We start from the raw sequence: 18,216 nt of genomic DNA on the forward strand, positions 1-18,216 counted from the left end.
CAGCTCTGGGTGCGCGGCGGCGAAGGTCAGCGCCTCCGGCGCCCATGGGCACGGCACCATCACGGTGGCCGAGTCGAGGTGACCGGCCGCAAGCAGGTCGGCGATGGCCTCGTTGGCCGCGTGGCACATGCCGAAGTCGTCCGCGTTGACGATGATCGCACGCGCATCGGGCGCGAGGCCCAGTCGCATCGTCAGCGCTGAAGGCGCGGTCACGTCGCTCTCCGCGGAGAGGCGAGGATGCGTTCGAACACGGTGTCGCGCAGCATCGCGGCGGCCTCGTCGATCGCTCCGAGAAGCGGCGCCTCGCGCCCGAAGCTCGACACGAGGAACCGCAGAGGCAGCATCTCGGCGAACTCGTCGGCGGTGCGCCGGATGCGTTCAACGAAACTCGGATGCGTCGCGTACCCGGCCAGCACGAAGGCGGCGGGGTCGAGCACGAGCGTGATGCTCCCGGCGACGATCACAAGGCGGCGCGCCATCTCGTCAACCATCTGCATCGCGGCTGGGTCGCCGTCGGCGCATGCCTCGAGGTGAACGTGCATGGGCGCTTCGGGGTCGCGTCCGTGCGTGAGCGCGAGGTCGGCGACGACCGTATCGCCCAGCACGGGAGCGGCGATCGGCAACGGCGACTGCGGCAGAAACTGCACTTCGCCGGCGATGCCGGATGCTCCACGGTGCAGCTTCCCGTCGATGACGATGCCCGCGCCGAGGCCGTCATCGAGCATGAGCAGCGCGAAGCTGGCGAGGTCTTCGCCCTCGCCGGAGCCCCATTCAGCGAGGGCCGCGAGATTGACGTCGTTCTCGATCTGCACCTCGCAGTCGAGGGCGGCCACGAGTGCCGCGCGGAACGCACCGCCGTCGGGTCCGCGATCGTTGCGCACGCTGCCGTCGGCGGTGACGATCCCGGGCATGCCGATCACGGCGCACACGAGCACGCCGGGCGCATCGCGCAGGCACATCTCGATGAGCTCGATGATGTGCTGCGCATGATCGTCGACAGCGCTGTAGCGGGCGAGCGCCTCGGCACGGACCGTGCCGGAGGGATCGACCAGGCACACACTCACTGAGCGGTGGTCGACGTGCACCGCGGCTGCGAGCCCGAGGTTCGGATTCAGTGAGACCCGGGTCGCCGCCGGACCGCGGGTGGCTCGATCCTCCCCAGCGGATGCTACGGCGTCCCCAGCTTCGAGCATTCTCAGAACCTGAGTCACAGCCGTCCGCGACAACCCGGTCTCACTCATCAACTCGGCACGAGTCAGGTGACCCCGTCGGGCCAGGGTCTCCAAGATCGCTCGCGCGTTCAACGATCGCAACAGGGTCTGCGGCCCCGCGAGAGGTCTTGTCACTACGCTTCCTCGTACTTCGTTCGGGACAGTATGACACAAAGTGTCCCACTTGCGCGACACCGTGTTCACATCGTAGGTCGATACGCTGAGAACGCTCTTGCGAGGAGAAGTTGCCATGACCGATGCGCCCGTCGTCACGACCTTCTCCGGCCCCGTGCGCGGCGTCTGGCGCGGGCACGGCACCCCCGAGGCATCCGCCGCGTTTCTCGGCATCCCGTTCGCGAAACCACCGGTCGGCGACCTGCGCTTCGCCGCTCCCGCGCCGCCGGAATTCTGGAGCGACGAGCGCGACTGCACGGAATACGGTGCGACCGCGCTGCGGGTCACCGGCTCGGACACGCTGATTCCCGAACCGGCGATCGCGGGTGAGAGCACCCTCAACGTCAACGTCTTCACACCCGCACTGGACGGATCCCTCCCCGTGCTGGTGTGGATCCACGGCGGCGGCTACACAGAAGGCTCACCTGCGAGCCCGTGGTACGACGGCAGCGCATTCAATCGCGACGGCGTCGTGACGGTGTCGCTCTCGTACCGGCTCGGCTTCGACGGTTTCGGATACATCGAGAACGCGCCGCACAATCGCGGCGTGCTCGACTGGATCGCCGCACTCGAATGGGTGCAGCAGAACATCGCGTCGTTCGGCGGAGACCCCGGCCGCGTCACGATCGGCGGGCAGTCCGCCGGCGGCGGCGCGGTGCTGACGCTGCTCGGGATGCCGCAGGTGCAGCACCTGTTCCACGCCGCCATGTCTTTCTCGGGCGCGATCGCCGACATCCCCCGTGAGACCGCACGCCGGCGTGGCCAGCGGCTCGCGACGCTGGGCGGTGTCGAGCCGGACGTCGATGGATTGCGCGGCCTGAGCGAGCGCCGCATCCGTCAGCTCCAGCCCAAGGCGGCTACGCCTCGCGCCGGGGTTCGCATGGTGCTCGACCTGCTCGCCGGCGGTCTGCCCTGGGGGCCGATGGTCGACGGCGACCTGATCCCGCGCCCCACCGTCGAATCGCTCGAATCCGGCATCGGCGCAGACAAACCGCTGCTGCTGGGCGCCACGGATGATGAGTTCACCATGGTCGCCGTCGAACACGGCCGCCACGCGCGGTTGGTGCCGCCGGGGCTGCTGCTGATGCCCTTCCTGCGGCACGCTCGGACGCGACGCGCCTACCTCGCGGCGAATCGCGAGCAGTGCGCCAAGGGCAGCGCCGCGATGGTCGGACGATTCGTGAGCGACGACATCTTCCGGAGTCTGGTTCCCCGTGTCGCCCAGGCACGCAGCGAAGCGGATGCCGCGACCTGGACGTACCGATTCTCCTGGGTGTCGCCGACCAAGGGGTGGGCGTGCCACTGCCTCGACGTGCCGTTCTGGTTCGACGGCCTCGGCCGCGAACGCGTCGCCGCCCTCGCGGGGCCGCACCCGCCGCAGCCGCTGGCGGATGAGATGCACGCCGCCGCCGTGGCGATGATCGTCGACGGCGACCCCGGATGGCCGGCGTGGCGAACGGACCCCGGAACGACGCGGGTGTTCGGCGACACGGCAGGCCGGGTTGTCACCGCCGACGCCTACGACAGCACGCTCGCGCTGGTGGTGCGCCCCTCGCCGACGGATGCTGGATGAGTTACGCCGTCTCGCAGATCGGCGGCGCACTCTCACTCACCAGTCATGCATCGTTCCATCGGCGAGGCGGTTGTAGGGCAGGTAGGCCTGCTCGTACGGATACTTGCCTGCCTCGTCGGCGTTGAGTTCGACACCGATGCCCGGTTCGTCGCCCGGGTGCAGCAGACCGTTCTGCCAGGTGAAGGACTGCTCGAACACCTCGTCGGTCTTGGCGCCGTGCTGCATATACTCCTGGATGCCGAAATTGTGAATCGCCAGCCCCAGATGCATCTGCGCGGCCATACCGACCGGCGAGATGTCGGTCGGTCCGTGGAAGCCCGATTTGATCTGGTACAGCGACGCGTACTCCATGGTCTTCTTCAGCGGGGTGATGCCACCCATGTGAGTGACCGCGCCGCGGACATAGTCGATCAGCTGATCGCGGACGATGTCCTTGAAGTCCCACACGGTGTTGAAGACCTCACCGATCGCGAGCGGCGTGGTGGTGTGCTGGCGCACGAGCTTGAGTGCCTCGTGGCTCTCGGCCGGGGTGCAGTCTTCGAGCCAGAACAGGTCGTAGGGCTCGAGCTCTTTGCCGAGCTTCGCGGCCTGCAGAGGCGTCATGCGGTGGTGTCCGTCGTGCAGCAATGGCAGCTCGGGGCCGAACTCGTTGCGCACGGCTTCGAACACACCGGGGAGGTGGCGCAGGTAGGAGCGGGTGTCCCAGTCTTCCTGCATGGGCTTGGCGCCCCGGCGTGCGGGCTCGTGGTCGTAGCGGGCTTCGCCGCCGCCGGCGTCGGCCGCCTGCGATGCGATTCCGTAGATGGCTTTGAGCCCCGGCACGCCGGTCTGCACGCGGATCGCCCGATATGCCTGATCCTGGTGCGAGCGGATGCTGTCGAACAGCTCAGACAGCTCCTTACCCGAGGCGTGGCCGTACGCAAGCAGCCCCGAACGGGACGCGCCGCCGAGCAGCTGATACAGCGGCATACCCGCGGCCTTGGCCTTGATGTCCCACAGCGCCATGTCGACAGCGGCGATAGCGGCCATCGTCACCGGGCCGCGGCGCCAGTATGCCGAGCGGTAGAGGAACTGCCAGGTGTCTTCGATGCGCGAGGCATCCGAACCGATCAGCAACGGAACCACATGCTCCTGCAGATACGCGACGACCGACAACTCGCGGCCGTTCAACGTCGCATCCCCCAGGCCGGTGTGACCATCGTTCGTCGTCAGCTTCAGCGTGACGAAGTTGCGGTCGGGGCTGGTGACGATGACTTCAGCCTTGTCGATGATCATGGTTCCTCCGTGGATGCCCGTGCACCGCGCATGCGGCTGCGGTGCCGATACCGTCAACGATATCGGCACCGCCTGCTCCCCGCGGGAGAGGTCGTGCGCGCTGTCTGACCCCGCGCTTATCCGACTACGACGATCTCGTCGGGCACCTCGGGAAGCTCACCGCTGGCGAGCTCCTCCCCGGTGGAGACATCCAGCGCCACGATCTGGCTGTTCGCCGAGTCCGTCACGTAGACGACGCCGTCGTGCAGGGCGATGGCGGGGTGCTCCTCCTGCCATTCGGCGGGCCCCTCCCACGGCTCGATCGCCGCGAACGAATCCGTGATCTCGCCGGTCGCCGGGTCGATCACGTGCAGCCTGCCGTCGGTGCCGATCATCAGCACCTCACCGGAGGGCGCGCGAACGACGCCGCGCCAGGTGTAGCTGATGCCCTCCGGCAGAGCGACCTTCTCGAGGGTCTGCGCCTCGGTGTCGATGAGTGCGATGTTCTGCAACAGCGACCCCTCGGCATCCGGGTCGTCCTTATAATCCATGACGACGAGCTCGCTGCTCTCGGTGACATAGGCGTTGCCGATACGGCCGTACTCATCGGGCGAGGTCAGCTTCGTGATCTCACCGTCGTGGTACACGAGCGCGCCGTTCTCGCAGCCGAAGACGACCGTCTCGTCTTTCGCGGTGCCCTCGCCGTGCACGCTGGGGCACTGGTCGCTCGCGGCGATCTCGGTGCCGTCGGCACCCACCGCACGGATGCCGGAGCGGCTGTTCTCGTCGCCGACGGTCGTGACGATCGTGCCGTCCTCGAGAAGCACGGACACTCCGTGATGCGCCTCGGCCCCCTCGATGACCTTCGCCTCGGGGAAGCTGCCGTCGACATCGGCGAGCGCGTCGGTGTCGAAGATCGTCGTGTCGCTGGTCGCGTCGTCATACAGCACGGTCTTGCCCGCGTGCCGCACCACGTGCCCGGCCGCACCCGCCTCGACCACCAGCTCGGTCAGCTCAGGCTCGTGCACGTCAAGCAGCTGAAACCCTTCAGACGTGCTGACGAACGCGTGACGACCATCACCAGCGCTGTTCAGACGCACGAAGTCTTCCGACGGCAGGTCATCGATCACCTCGAGCGACTCGCCATCGACGACGAGCACGCCTCCGGCGTAGGCGATGGCGACCCGCGGGCCCTCTGCCGCGGCATCCGTGCTCATCGTCTGATCGTCGGAATCCTGCCCGGCGGCTCCGGCGGCGCACCCGGTCAGCGCCATCGCGGCGATACCCACCGCGATCGCGCTGCGGGCGATTGTGCTCAGCTGTGTCATTCTTCTTCCTTTCGTTGCGCCATCGGGCGCGGTTATGGGCTCAGGCCCTGGGCGATGCGTTCGGTATTGACACGCATCATGTCGAGGTAGCTGTCGCCGGGCTCGCCGGCCGGAGCGAGCGACTCGGTGATGAGCTCGACCACGGCCACGTCGCGATCGGCCTCGTCGGCGAGTACCTGCACGAGCCGATCCGGTTGCGAGGACTCGGCGAAGATCGTGCCGACGCCCGCCGTGTCGATCGCCGAGACCAGACTCTCGAGATCAGCCGGACTCGGCGCCGCGAGCGTCGTCCCGCCGGGAATCGCCGCGCCCAGCAGCGTCACGTCGTACCGCCGGGCGAGGTAGCCAAACACGTGGTGATTCGTCACGAGCGCCCGGTGCTCAGCGGGGATCTGCGCCAGCGTTGACGCCATGTGCTCATCGAGCTCGATCAGCTCGGCACGATAGCCGTCAGCCGCCGCGCGGATGCTCGCTGCCGGCACGCCGTCGAGTTCGGTCAGCAGGGGCGCGATTTCGTCGACCACGCTGATCATCTGCGTCGGATCCGTCCAGAAATGCGGATCGGGGCCCGCGTCGTCGGCGTAATCGAGCACATCGACATAGACCCCCGCCTCGACGACGGTCGCCCCCTCGGCGGCCGCCGCATCGACGTGCTGAGCGAGCCCCTCTTCCAGCCCGAGCCCGTTGGCGATGATCAGATCGGCATCCCGCAGCCCTGCCGCCTGCCGGGCCGAGAGCTCGAACGAATGCGGATCAGCCCCGGGCGGCATCAGGGTGACGACCTCGAACTGGTCGTCGGCGAGCTCGGAGACGACGTCGCCGAGGATATTGGTCGTGACATACACGGTCGGCCGCTCGTCCGTCGCACCGGCGCATCCGGCGAGCACCCCCGCGGCGAAGGCGCCCGCGAGCAGCCCGGCGACGACGCGTGCTGCGCGGTTCATCGTCCGGTCCCCGCGAAGTGCACCGGCTCCGTCTCGGCCGGGAACGTCCGTGAGATCCGCGCGTCGTCAGCGGGGTCGATCTCCCACATCGCCTTCTCGGCGGGGCCGTTCAGATAGGCACGATGCTGGTCGATCACGAAGGCCACACCGGCTGCCGTCTCAGGGTCGGCGAGCGACGCCGCCACGAGCGGCTCCGTACGTGCGATGACCTCGCCCTCGGCAATCACGAGCACAGCGCCGGTCGCGGTCAAAGCCAGCACGCGGCCCGCGTCGTCGTCGACCGCGCCGACACGGATGACCTGCTCCCCCAGCTCGACGTGCGACCAGCTGCGCTCGCGCGTATCCAACAGCCAGATGCCGGAATCACCCGCGACGGCGGCAACGGTGGGCCGGCCCTCGCGAGCGGCGAACGAGGTGGCTGGTGCGACCGCATCCGTCGGATAGGCGATGCGTTCCCACGCCGCCGGGTCACCGTCGACCGCGAGCAGGGCCGCATCGGAGCATCCGACGACCGTGCCGACGACCGTCGCGATCGTGCCCGCCGCAGCCTCGCACGGAACCGAATCCTGCGGCGCGCCGTCGGCGTCGACCATGCGCAGCGAACGCACGGCGCCTGTGTCATCGGGCTCGGTGACGGCGGCGCCCTCCGCGAGAGGTACGACGAATCCGGTATGCGGCGCGATGTCGATGCGGAAGCTCTCGACGATCTCGCCCTCGCCCAGCGCGGCCGCCTCGACGAGCACGGCTTCGTCGTCGAAGCGGATGCCGATGCCGCTCGCTCCAGCGACCACCGCCGCCCGGCCCTGGCCATCGATCTCTCCGAGCACGCGCGCGGGCGCCTCGTAATAGTGGAAGTGGTCGCCGTGGCTGCGCGTCCAGACGCCGCTGTCGATCACGGTCACCGAGCCATCGCGGATCCCGAACAGGTAGCGGCCGTCGGAGACGAGCTCGTCAATGGGCTCGATCTCGGCGAGCACCGACTCATGTTCGTCAAGCAGATCGAGGTGGTGCACGATGCCTGCCGCATCGACAGCGGCGAGGTGCAAGGCGGGTTCGGCGAGTTCCTGCGCGCCGGGAATCGCACCGTGTCCGGCGGCGGTGCTGGGTTCGGGTGGCGCGGCCGGTTCGATGGCGGCGCACCCCGTCAGGGCGAGCAGGACGATGCCGCAGGCCGCGGCGAGGCGGGTCTTCATACGAGCCTTTCTGCATTGTTTTCAGATTTCTCACGTCGGTCGACGCCGCGCGGCAGCAGCTGGCGAACGAGGCTCGAGCCCGCGGCGCCGAGAATCGCGGCCAGAGCGATCGTCGCGCCCGCTGCCGTCTCGAGGTGCCACGAGAGCAGCATTCCGACGACGACGGCTGCCGCGCCGAACAGCGCGGCGAGCGCCATGGTCGACGGGATGCGGCGCGCCCAGCATCCGGCCGCCACCGCGGGACCGAGCAGCATCCCGACCACGAGCAGCGAGCCGACCGCCTGATAGGCGGCGACGACCGCGAGCGTGATGAGACCGACCAGGACGACCTGGGCGGAGCGCGGGTGCAGGCCGAGCATCCGCGCCTGCCGAGGGTCGACCGTGAGCGCGACGAACGAACGGTGACCGACCATCGCCACCGCGAGCGTGACGGCCGCGACCACGGCGAGCATGACGAGGTCGTCCACCGTCGTCGCCAGAATGTCGCCGAAGAGGATCGCTGTGACATCGGTGGCGAAGCTGCGCGACGCCGAGATGATGATGACGCCGAGGGCGAGGCTGGCGACGAACAGCAGTCCGATGCTCGTGTCTGCCGACAGGCGCCCGCGGCGTTGCAGCATCCCGATTCCGGCAGACATGGCCGCGGCGCTGACCGCGGCGCCGAAGACCGGCGGGATGCCGAGGAGCGTGGCGGCGGCGATGCCGGGGAGCATGCCGTGCGCCATCGCCTCGCCGAGAAAGGCCATGCCGCGCAGCACGACCCACGTGCCGACGACAGCGCAGATGACAGCGACCAGAGCGCCGACGATCAGGGCGCGTTGCACGAACGCGAGGGCGAACGGCTCGAACAGGAGTGACACAGTGAGCGACTGTAGCACTTATTGAGAATGATTTTCATTTGCAATAATGGGGGCGTGTCTTCCCCTGCGTTCCCACTGCCGACCACCCTCGTGCTCTCACTTCGCGATGTCGCCGTCGATCTCGACGGGCATGCTGCGTTGCGCGGAGTCGATGCGCACGCGCACGCGGGCCGACTGCTCGCCGTGGTCGGCTCGAACGGCTCAGGAAAATCCACGCTGCTGTCCGTCGCGGCCGGACTCATCGCCCCGCACCGCGGAACCGTCTCTCTGCGCCCGAAGACGCGCATCGCCCTCGTCCCGCAGTCGACGCCACTGGCCGCGCACCTGCCACTGAGCGTCACCGATGTCGTCGCGATGGGGTCGTGGGCGCGCCTGGGCGCGTGGCGCCGAGCCCGCACGTCCGACCGGGCCGCCGTGGCCGACGCGATCGCATCCGTCGAGCTCACCGACCTCGCCCGTCGACCGATCGGCGCGCTCTCGGGAGGACAGCGTCAGCGGGCGCTGCTCGCGCAAGCACTCGTCCAGCGCGCAGACCTCGTGCTCCTCGATGAGCCGATGGCCGGGCTCGACGCACGGTCGCGCACCATCATCACCACCGCCATCACCCGCCTGACACAGAACGGAGCGGCCGTGATCGTCGTCACGCACGATGTCAGCGAACTCGGTTCGATCGACGTCATCCTCGAGCTCCACGACGGACTGGCGACCGTGCGCACCTGAGCGTCAGCGGCGCACGACCTCGGCATGCGGCATCCGCTCGCGCATCACGCGAATAGCCTCCGGATTGTCATCGACGAGCACGGCGTCGCGCCCCAGGGCAGACGCCACCGCGCCGGTCGTTCCCGACCCCGCGAACAGGTCGAGCACACGATCGCCCGGGCGGCTCGACGCCTGCACGATGCGGCGCAGAATTCCCTCGGGCTTCTGAGTCGGATACCCCGTCTTCTCACGCCCGGTCGTCGGAACGATCGTGTGCCACCAGACGTCGGTCGGAAGCTTTCCGCGTGCAGCCTTCTCCGCCGTGACGAGGCCCGGCGCCATATAGGGCTCGCGGTCGATGTCGTCGGCGTTGAAGACGTGTTTGCCGGGTGACTTCACGTACACGAGGATCGTGTCATGCTTGGTCGGCCACCGGCGCCGGGACTTCGCGCCGTAGTCGTACGCCCAGATCAACTCGTTGAGAAAGCACTCGCGGCCGAACACCGCGTCAAGCATGACCTTGGCGTAATGCGCCTCGCGGTAGTCGAGATGCAGATACAGCGTGCCGTCATCGGCGAGCAGGCGCCACGCCTCTTCCAGCCGCGGCACCAAGAACTCGCCGTAGTCGTCGAAGCGGTCGTCGTATGTGCGCAGCATCCCCCGCACCCGCTCGTACTCGTGCCCGTGGAAGCCGTGTCGGATCTCGCGCGGCTTCGTCGGTGCCGGTGCCGGCGCATGACTCCGCAAGACCTCGGCAGAATCGGCTGACTCTGCGGTTTCGGGCGCTGGACCGGCCGGTCCTTGCTGAGTTGTGACCGTGCGGCGGGCGGTGACCAGCTGCCGTTCCTGCACGCGGCCGGTGTTGAAGGGCGGGTCGAGATACACGAGAGTGAAGGAGGCCGAGGGCAATGTGCGCGCCACGGCCAGGTTGTCGCCGTGAATGAGGGTGACCGTGCCCTGATCGGGGGCGAGCGCTTCGCTCGGAGATGTGCGCTTATCTCGGAGAGATTCTTCTGATTCGTCCGCAGAACGTGCTTTTCTCCGAAGTTGGTGCTCACCCCCAGCACCCGGATCGCCGCTCACGGCACGCGGTGAAGCCACGCGTCCGTCGCGAACTTCGATTCGACGAGCGCTTCTGCCGCGGCGTACTCGTCGTCGGCGATCGCGCCGTCTTCCGCGTTCGTGAGCGAGCGGAACGTCTTCTTGAAGCTCTCGATGATCTCCGCACGACTGAGGCCGCTCTGCGTACTCAGCGGATCGACCCGCTTCGCCGCCGACGCCGTGCCCTTGTCGCTCAGCTTCTCTTTGCCGATGCGCAGCACTTCGGTCATGACCTGACCGTCGATGTCGTACGAGATGGTCGCGTGGTGCAGAACGCCGCCGTTGGCGAGGCGCTTCTGCGCCGCGCCGCCGATCTTGCCCGTAGGGCTCGCGATGTCGTTGAGGGGCTGATAGGTCGCCTCGATCCCGATCGAGCGCAGCGCCTGCAGCACCCAGTCGTCGAGGAACGCGTACGAGTCGGCGAAGGTCATCCCCTGCACGAGGGATGCCGGAACATACAGCGAGTAGGTGATGATCTGCCCGGCGGCCATGAGCATGGCGCCGCCGCCCGAGATTCGACGTACGACATCGAAGCCGTGCTTGGCCGCGCCGTCGGGGTCGACCTCGTTGCGATACGACTGGAACGAGCCGATGACGACGGCGGATTCGTCCCACTCCCAGATGCGCAGCGTCGGGCGCCGACGACCCTCACCGACCCGGGCTGTGAGAACCTCGTCGAGGGCGAGGTTCATGCGCGGCGACACGGCCTTCTCATGCACGATCTCCCAGTCGAAGTCGCTCCAGCCGGGGGCTGTGACCAGGGCGCGACGAATGGCTGTGCCGACGGCCTCGGGGTTGAAGCCGAGCAGCTGCGCTCCGGCCGGCAGGGCCTCGCGAATCGCCGCCGCGATGACCGTGGCGTCCGACTCCGCCGGAAGACCGTTGACCGCCGCGTTGATCGCGTCGAGCGCCGTGTCGGGTTCGAGGAAGAAATCGCCCGCCAGCCGGAAGTCGGTCAGAACGCCACCGGCGACCTCCAGGTCGACGACGACGAGTTTTCCACCGGGAACTTTGTACTCACCATGCACGTGTACAGCTTAAGCCGTCGAAGCGCGAGGCGACTCAGACAGCAGGGAAGTGCTTGCCCAGCCAGGCGAGGAGGTCGGCGCGCACCTCGTGCTGCTGCAGCTCGTTGAAGATCTCGTGCCGGGCGTCAGGATATACGAGCGTCGTCACATCGGTCAGTCCCGATCGCGTGCGGTACTGGTCGGCGAGCTTGTGCACGCTGTGCGCGCCGCCGACGGGATCGTCGCGCCCGACCATCAGCAGCATGGGGATGTCGTGACCGAGGTTCTTCGGCGGGCGCCCGTAGAGCTTGAGGGCTTCGATCGGACCGAACAGCTTCAACAGCGGAACGTTCGTCGTCAGCGGGTCGTCGTCGAACTCCTTCCACACCGCCGTGTCGCGGCTGAGCCACTCATACCCGGTGGCGGACTCGCCCTCCCACCGGGCGTTGAGCGGCGCAGCGTTGAGGTCGCGCGGCGTCAGCAGAGCCGATCCCGACAGGACCACCCCATCCCACGCCTCGGGGTGATCGGCCACGAGCTTCTGTGCGAGAAACGACCCCCATGAGTGCCCGAAGAGCACGAGCGGGAGGTCGGGATGCTCGGCGCGGATGACGCCCGTGAGCTGCCAGATCGCCTCTTTCGCGGCGCGCAGTCCTCCTTTACCGAGTCGGCCCAGTTGCTCGGGCGAGCCATGCTGAAGGATGCCGGTGCGGCCGTGCCCGCGATGATCATCGGCGTATACGACGAAGCCGGCCGCCGTGAGGTCGGCAATGAGCGCCGCGTAGCGGCCGGCGTGCTCGCCGACGCCGTGCAGCAGTTGCACGACGCCGCGCGGCGCGCCCTCGGCAGCATGGACGTCATAGACGATCGTGACGCCGTGCGCGTCGATGAACTCGGAAGTGGAGGGCATGGTTCGAGTCTAGGGATGCGCGCGTGCGGATGTCAGAGGGCTCCCCGCCCCAGCGCCGCCCGCACGGCGAATGCCGCGTCGCGGTCGGTGACGTCGTGGCCGCCCATCGAATCGGCGATCGCGCCCGACCCCGAAGGGTCGACCGCTCGTTTGGCGGAGAAGTGCAGGGCGTCGACGCCGACGTCGGCGAGCGCCCGCGCGCTGTCGGCTGACACGCCGCTGCCGGCCATGACCTCGATGCGCCCCTGTGCTGCCGCCACCAGCGCGCGCAGCGTGTCGATTCCCTCGCTCGCGGTGGATGCTCCGCCCGAGGTGAGCACCCGGCGAAGGCCCAGCTCGACGGCGCTCTCGAGGGTCGCGACCGGATCAGCGGTGAGATCGATCGCGCGGTGCAGGGTGACCGAGGCATCCGCTGCGGCGTCTCGCAGTCTGCTCATGACGTCGAGGTCGAGCGCGCCCGCATCATCGAGGGCTCCGACAACCACGCCAGCAGCGCCCGCACGGACAGCTCTCTCGATATCGCGCACGGACACGGCGATCTCGTCGGCGTCGTAGCGGAACCCTCCGGGTCGGGGCCGGATGAGCACGTGCACCTCGGGCCCGCATGTGCCCGCGGCTTCGAGCGCGACCTCGAGCGTGGCGGGTGACGGGGTGAGTCCGCCGAGCGCGAGGGCCTGGGTGAGTTCGACCCGCGCAGCGCCGAGCTCGTGGGCGATGCGGACTCCGGCGGTGTCTTGGACGGCGAGTTCGAGCGCAATGGTCACGGCATCCATTCTGCTCCCCTGCGACTCTGACCCGACACCCAGAAAACTTAGTTAGACTAGCTAAGTAATGACTGAACCGGAAGATCTTCTCCACGCCACCGCGACCGATCTCCGCCTTGCCACCTTTCGTCTCGCCCGCCGGCTTCGCCGCGAGCGCGCGGTCGACAGCTTGAGCGACGCGCAGTTCGCCGTGCTCGCGTGTCTGCGCATCAACGGCCGCCTTCCCGTCGGCGAGCTGGCACAGCGCGAACGCGTGAGCGCGCCGACCATGTCGAACACGGTCGATGCCCTCGCCGCCAGCGGCCACGTCATCCGGGTTCCCGACGACGCCGACCGCCGCCGCGTGCACATCGAGATCACGGATGCCGGGATCGCGGTCGTCACCGCGACCGTACAGAAACGCGACACGGCGCTCGCCGACGCCCTCGCCGAGTTCGACTTCAGCGATCGTGAGCTCGCCACCCTCCGCGCCGCTGCGGCCCTCATGCGGAAGGTGGCCGAACGATGACCCCCACCCCCGCTCGCCGCGCCGGCGGCGCATCGCGCCGACCCGCCGGACGCACGGCCCCCGCCATGTTCCGCTCCTTCTCGACCTTCAACTACCGCACCTGGTTTCTGGGCGCGGTCGTCTCAAACGTCGGCACCTGGATGCAGGCCACCGCCCAGGACTGGGTGGTGCTGACCGAGCTCACCGACAACGACGCCACGGCAATGGGCGTCACCATGGCCCTGCAGTTCGGCCCGCCGCTGGCGCTGGTGAGCGTGACCGGGTGGGTCGCTGACCGTTTCGACCGTCGCAAAATTCTGCTGCTCACGCAGTCGATCCTCATGGTGTTCGCTCTGGCCGTTGCCGCGCTGCTGCTGACCGGGCTCATGACCCTGCCGCTCATGTTCTGCTTCGCCCTGGCCTTCGGCATCACCAACGCCTTCGACGCTCCGGCACGACAGGCGTTCGTCTCAGACATGGTGACGGTCGAAGACGCGTCGAACGCCGTGGCGCTCAACTCCGCGTCTTTCAACATGGCGCGCCTCATCGGCCCGGCCGCCGCGGGGCTGCTGATCGTGGCCGTCGGCACGGGGTGGGTGTTCGTCATCAACGCCGCCACCTTCCTCGCGATGCTCATCGCGCTCGCGCTGATCCGGGTGAATGAGCTGCTGCCGCGAGTGAAGAGCAAGGGCCGCACGGGTCTGGCCGAGGGCTTTCGCTACGTGTGGGCACGCGGCGACCTCAAGGTGACGTTCTTGATGGTGTTCCTCATCGGTGCCTTCGGCATGAACTTCCCGATCTTCGCGTCGACCATGGCGCTGGAGTTCGGTCGAGACGCCGACGGCTACGGACTGCTCAGCTCCGTGCTGGCGATCGGGTCCTTGGCCGGTGCGCTCCTGGCCGCCCGACGCGACCGCGCCCGCGTGCGCGTACTCGTGATCGCTGCGGGCGGTTTCGGCGCAGCATCCGTCGTCTCCACCTGGATGCCGACATACTGGACCTACGCCAGCGTGCTCATCTTCGTCGGGTTCTGCACCGTCACGCTGCTGACCACAGCCAACGGCTATGTGCAGACCACGACCGATCCCGCCCTGCGCGGACGTGTGCTGGCGCTGTACATGGCCGTCGTGATGGGCTCGACCCCGATCGGCGCGCCCATCGCCGGCTGGATCACCGACATCGCCGGACCCCAGGCGGCGATCCTCGTCGGCGGCATCGCGGGGCTGCTCGCCATGGCTGTCGGTGTGACGTGGATGCTGGTATCGGGCCGCCTGCGCCGCAGCGAGCACAGCCGCTTCAAGCTCACTCTCGATGAGACGATGCCGATCTCCGTCACGCGTACCGACCCGGTGGCCTTCAGCGACGAGGTCGCGTCCACGACGCCGATCCGCCTGCCGCGCACCGACTGAGTCGCGAGGGCACCGGTCGCTCAGCCCTCCAGCACCAGGCGCAGCTGATCCAGGGCCCAGTCGATCTCGGTGCCGCGGATGACCAGCGGCGGCGCGATGCGGATCGTCTGCCCGTGCGTGTCCTTCACCAGCACGCCGCGCGCCATGAGCTTCTCGCTGATCTCTCGCCCGGTGCCCCGTTCCGGGTCGATGTCGACGCCGGCCCAGAGCCCCGCGACGCGCACGGTCGTGACGCCGTGGCCGATGAGCTTCTGCAGGCCCGCATCCAGGTGCTCGCCCAGGGCACGCGCGCGCTCCTGGAACTCGCCGGATTCGAGCATCTCGACCACGCGCAGCCCGACAGCCGCGGCAAGCGGATTCCCGCCGAAGGTCGAGCCGTGCTCACCGGGACGGATCACTCCGAGCACGTCGCGGTTTCCGACGACGGCAGACACGGGCAGGATGCCGCCGCCGAGGGCCTTGCCCAGCAGGTACAGGTCGGGAACGACACCTTCGCGGTCGCAGGCGAACGTCTCCCCGACGCGTCCGAGGCCGGCCTGGATCTCATCCGCGATGAACAGCACGTTCTTCTGGTCACAGATCTCGCGCACCCGACGCAGATATCCCTCCGGCGGAACGATAACGCCGGCTTCACCCTGGATGGGCTCGATCAGGACGGCGGCGGTCTCATCCGTGATGGCGGCGGCGATGGCATCCGCATCTCCGAACGGAACCGCGTCGAAACCGGGCGTGAACGGCCCGAAGCCGGTGCGGGCTGAATCATCGTCGCTGAAGCTCACGATCGTCGTCGTGCGCCCGTGGAAGTTCCCGGCCGCCACGACGATGCGCGCCTGGCCCTCGGCGATGCCCCTGACCCGGTAGCCCCACGCGCGCGCGACCTTGATCCCGGTCTCGACGGCCTCGGCGCCGGTGTTCATCGGCAGCACCATCTCTTTGCCGCAGAGCCCTGCGAGCGCCTCGGCGAAGGGCTCGAGGCGGTCATTCTTGAATGCCCGGCTCGTGAGCGTGATGCGCCCGAGTTGATCGGTGAGAGCCGCGAGGAGGGCCGGATGCCGGTGGCCGAAGTTCACCGCCGAGTAGGCCGCGAGCAGGTCGAGGTAGCGCTTGCCGTCGACATCCGTCACCCACGCCCCCTCGCCGGTGGCGATGGTCACGGGCAGCGGGCTGTAGTTTTCGGCGACGTGCACCTCAATGCGGGATGTCGACGGCTCCGTCATGGTCGCTTACTCCTTCTCGGCGGCACGCAGCTCCAGCGTGCAGCATTTGATACCGCCGCCGCCGAGCAGCAGCTCGGACAGGTCGACGGTGATGGGGTTGTACCCGCGTTCGCGCAGCTGCTTCTCAAAGCCCTTCGCGCGCGGGGAGATGATGACGTTGTACCCGTCGCTGGCGGAATTCAATCCGAACACGGCGCCGTCCTCATCGGAGACGAGAATCGCGTCGGGGTAGCGCTCTTCGAGAGTCGCCCGGCTGGCGTCGTCGAAAGCGCCGGGGAGGTAGGCGATGTTCGCCTTCTCGGGCCCGCCGTTCCGAGCGCCTTCGACCGGGTCGAGCACGGCGATCGCGGTGTCGAGGTGGTAGAAGCGGGGGTCGACGAGGTTCAGCGAGACGACCTCGCGGCCGAAGACCTCACCGACCTCACGATGGCTGTCTCCGGTCGAGCGGAAGCCGGTGCCGGCGAGGATCGTGTCGCCGACGAGCAGGAAGTCGCCCTCGCCCTCATTGACCTCTTCCGGCAGGACCGTGTCGAAGCCGTTCTGCCGGAACCACTCGGCGAACGCGGGCGCCTCGCCCTGACGCTCGGTGAAGCGGAACTCGGGAACGTAAGCGCGCCCGTCGATCACGAAACCCCCGTTGGCCGTGTAGACCATGTCGGGGTAGCCCTCGAGCGGATCGATCAGTTCAACCTCGTGACCGAGCTCGAGGTAGAGGTCGTACAGCTTCTGCCACTGCGCGACAGCCTTGGCGGTGTCGGTGGGCTTGGCCGGCTCCATCCAGGGGTTGATCGTGTAGCTGACGGTGAAGTGCTCGGGGCGGCACATCAGGTAACGCCGGTGCTGCGCGGTGCGCGCTCCGGTCGCTGAGGTGGTGGTGATTTCAGGCGTCGTCATGAGAGCTCCTTGTGAGAGGTGCGGCGGACGCTGTCCAGGGGCCCGGCGGAAGTTCGACCCTCTCGCGACTCGTCGATGGTCTCAGATGTCGCGGCGGGGGAAGATGCGCTGCGGGCACGCCAGCATTTATTGTGACATCTGCTGCTGGGTATGCGCCACACGCCACTACGCGCACCCGCAGGTCATTCCCGCCCGAGCACCACGACCTTGCCGACGGTCCGCCCGGACTCGACTCGCGCGAGAGCTTCTGGCGCGGCGTCCCACGGATAGGTCTGCTCGATCACGGGCGCGATGCGCCCAGCGGCCATGAGCGAGATGAGCTTCTCGTTCACGTCGCGTTTCGCGGTGGCCGCGAGCATGCGGATGCTTCGGCGAGAGCCGAGCGAGAGGAACATGGCTTGCAGCATCCGTGGAATCGGGCCCAGCACTCGCCCACCGTCGCCGCCGACGACCGCAACGGTTCCGTCCGGTGTCAGCAGGCGCATGAGCTGGCGCAGCGGACGCTTTCCGGCGATCTCGACGATCGCGTCGAAGCCTCCGGGAAGCGTGGACAGGTCAGTTGTGCGGTAGTCGAAGGTGCGGGTGGCCCCGAGCGATTCGACGAGGGAGCGATTGGGCTCGCCGCAGGTGGCCCAGACGTCCGCTCCGCGCAGCGCGGCGAGCTGCACGGCGAAGGTTCCCACTCCCCCGGATGCTCCGATGATCAGCACGCGCGTGCCGGCGCCGACTCCGGCGGCGTCGAGCGCCTGCACGGCCGAGCCGCCGGCAATCGGCACAGTGGCCGCACGCTCGGGCGCGAGCGCCTCGGGACGGGCGACCAACCTGTCGACGCGGGTGACGGCATAGGGTGCGAGGCCGCCGCTGTCGAGCTCGGCGACCACCTCTGACCCGATCAGCGCAGAATCGACCCCGTCACCGACGGCGACGACGGTGCCCGCGACATCGTTGCCGCGGATCGGCCGCTTCGGCCGCCTCAGCCCGAACATGAGCCGCATCAGCACCGGATCGCCCAGCATGAGCCTCACATCGGCAGCGTTGAGCGCGGTAGCCCGGATGCGCAGCAGCGCCTCGCCGCGCCCGGGCTGAGGAGTCGGCACGCTTTCCTGGCTCGTGTCGCAGGCTGGGCCGTATTCGCGGTTCAGCCAGGCGGGCATTGTGTCGCTCGGCGGTCTTTGAGTCTCTCCACGGGTC

At 68.4% G+C, this 18,216-nt stretch carries 18 protein-coding genes; 4 read left to right on the plus strand and 14 right to left on the minus strand.

The features are described 5' to 3' along the window. Nucleotides 1-213: ChbG/HpnK family deacetylase (locus Q1J95_RS07325; protein WP_300266757.1), on the minus strand; the 213-nt coding region annotated here is incomplete at its 3' end. Continuing rightward, nucleotides 210-1,406, minus strand: a complete 1,197-nt coding sequence (locus Q1J95_RS07330) for an ROK family transcriptional regulator (RefSeq protein WP_366945542.1) — start codon at nt 1,404-1,406, stop codon at nt 210-212. The genes Q1J95_RS07330 and Q1J95_RS07325, both read right to left, overlap by 4 nt. A 55-nt stretch (nt 1,407-1,461) precedes the next feature. Between Q1J95_RS07330 and Q1J95_RS07335 the strand changes: the two genes are divergently transcribed. Then, nucleotides 1,462-2,958, plus strand: a complete 1,497-nt coding sequence (locus tag Q1J95_RS07335; protein WP_300266760.1) for a carboxylesterase family protein — start codon at nt 1,462-1,464, stop codon at nt 2,956-2,958. Between the two features lie 36 nt (nt 2,959-2,994). Here the strand turns inward: Q1J95_RS07335 and manD are convergent, their stop codons facing one another. From manD to aztB, 5 genes are all read right to left on the minus strand, one after another. Beyond that, the gene (gene manD, locus Q1J95_RS07340; protein WP_300266761.1) at nt 2,995-4,233 is read right to left on the minus strand and encodes a D-mannonate dehydratase ManD; all 1,239 of its coding nucleotides are present in this window, start codon (nt 4,231-4,233) and stop codon (nt 2,995-2,997) included. A gap of 116 nt (nt 4,234-4,349) precedes the next feature. Further along, nucleotides 4,350-5,540 (minus strand): zinc metallochaperone AztD, encoded by a 1,191-nt coding sequence (gene aztD / locus Q1J95_RS07345; protein ID WP_300266762.1) that lies wholly within the window; start codon nt 5,538-5,540, stop codon nt 4,350-4,352. A gap of 32 nt (nt 5,541-5,572) precedes the next feature. Further along, complete coding sequence (locus tag Q1J95_RS07350; protein WP_300266763.1) at nt 5,573-6,484, minus strand: metal ABC transporter substrate-binding protein; 912 nt, start codon at nt 6,482-6,484, stop codon at nt 5,573-5,575. Continuing rightward, nucleotides 6,481-7,677: a hypothetical protein gene (locus tag Q1J95_RS07355; protein WP_300266764.1), complete on the minus strand. Its 1,197-nt coding sequence runs from the start codon at nt 7,675-7,677 to the stop codon at nt 6,481-6,483. Before Q1J95_RS07355 ends, Q1J95_RS07350 begins: the two co-directional genes overlap by 4 nt. After that, a complete protein-coding gene (aztB, locus tag Q1J95_RS07360) occupies nt 7,674-8,537 on the minus strand; it encodes a zinc ABC transporter permease AztB (protein ID WP_300266766.1) in 864 nt (287 codons plus the stop codon). The genes Q1J95_RS07355 and aztB overlap by 4 nt, the downstream gene beginning before the upstream one ends. Before the next feature lie 54 nt (nt 8,538-8,591). Here aztB and aztA point away from each other — a divergent pair, with 54 nt between their 5' ends. Further along, entirely contained in the window at nt 8,592-9,257 is a 666-nt protein-coding gene (gene aztA / locus Q1J95_RS07365; RefSeq protein ID WP_300266767.1) for a zinc ABC transporter ATP-binding protein AztA, read from the plus strand. Nucleotides 9,258-9,260: 3 nt separating this feature from the next. Here the strand turns inward: aztA and Q1J95_RS07370 are convergent, their stop codons facing one another. From Q1J95_RS07370 to Q1J95_RS07385, 4 genes are all read right to left on the minus strand, one after another. Then, on the minus strand, nt 9,261-10,178 hold the full coding sequence (locus Q1J95_RS07370) for a site-specific DNA-methyltransferase (RefSeq protein ID WP_300266775.1): 918 nt from the start codon (nt 10,176-10,178) through the stop codon (nt 9,261-9,263). Nucleotides 10,179-10,315: 137 nt separating this feature from the next. Continuing rightward, nucleotides 10,316-11,365: a biotin/lipoate A/B protein ligase family protein gene (locus Q1J95_RS07375; RefSeq protein ID WP_300266768.1), complete on the minus strand. Its 1,050-nt coding sequence runs from the start codon at nt 11,363-11,365 to the stop codon at nt 10,316-10,318. Nucleotides 11,366-11,399: 34 nt separating this feature from the next. After that, a complete protein-coding gene (locus tag Q1J95_RS07380; protein WP_300266769.1) occupies nt 11,400-12,254 on the minus strand; it encodes an alpha/beta hydrolase in 855 nt (284 codons plus the stop codon). Nucleotides 12,255-12,286: 32 nt separating this feature from the next. After that, complete coding sequence (locus Q1J95_RS07385) at nt 12,287-13,027, minus strand: copper homeostasis protein CutC (protein WP_300266770.1); 741 nt, start codon at nt 13,025-13,027, stop codon at nt 12,287-12,289. Nucleotides 13,028-13,085: 58 nt separating this feature from the next. Here Q1J95_RS07385 and Q1J95_RS07390 point away from each other — a divergent pair, with 58 nt between their 5' ends. After that, nucleotides 13,086-13,526 (plus strand): MarR family transcriptional regulator, encoded by a 441-nt coding sequence (locus Q1J95_RS07390; RefSeq protein ID WP_300266771.1) that lies wholly within the window; start codon nt 13,086-13,088, stop codon nt 13,524-13,526. A gap of 65 nt (nt 13,527-13,591) precedes the next feature. Continuing rightward, entirely contained in the window at nt 13,592-14,914 is a 1,323-nt protein-coding gene (locus Q1J95_RS07395) for an MFS transporter (RefSeq protein ID WP_300266776.1), read from the plus strand. Between the two features lie 20 nt (nt 14,915-14,934). Here Q1J95_RS07395 and rocD read toward each other — a convergent pair whose 3' ends face one another. The 3 genes from rocD to Q1J95_RS07410 form a co-directional block, all read right to left on the minus strand. Further along, the gene (gene rocD, locus Q1J95_RS07400) at nt 14,935-16,131 is read right to left on the minus strand and encodes an ornithine--oxo-acid transaminase (protein WP_300266772.1); all 1,197 of its coding nucleotides are present in this window, start codon (nt 16,129-16,131) and stop codon (nt 14,935-14,937) included. Between the two features lie 6 nt (nt 16,132-16,137). Further along, entirely contained in the window at nt 16,138-17,025 is an 888-nt protein-coding gene (gene ddaH, locus Q1J95_RS07405) for a dimethylargininase (RefSeq protein WP_300266773.1), read from the minus strand. Nucleotides 17,026-17,207: 182 nt separating this feature from the next. Next, nucleotides 17,208-18,122: an NAD(P)-dependent alcohol dehydrogenase gene (locus Q1J95_RS07410; protein WP_300266774.1), complete on the minus strand. Its 915-nt coding sequence runs from the start codon at nt 18,120-18,122 to the stop codon at nt 17,208-17,210. Nucleotides 18,123-18,216 lie beyond the last annotated feature (94 nt).

Source organism: Microbacterium sp. (assembly GCF_029263575.1).
In the GTDB taxonomy this organism is placed as follows: Bacteria; Actinomycetota; Actinomycetes; order Actinomycetales; family Microbacteriaceae; genus Microbacterium.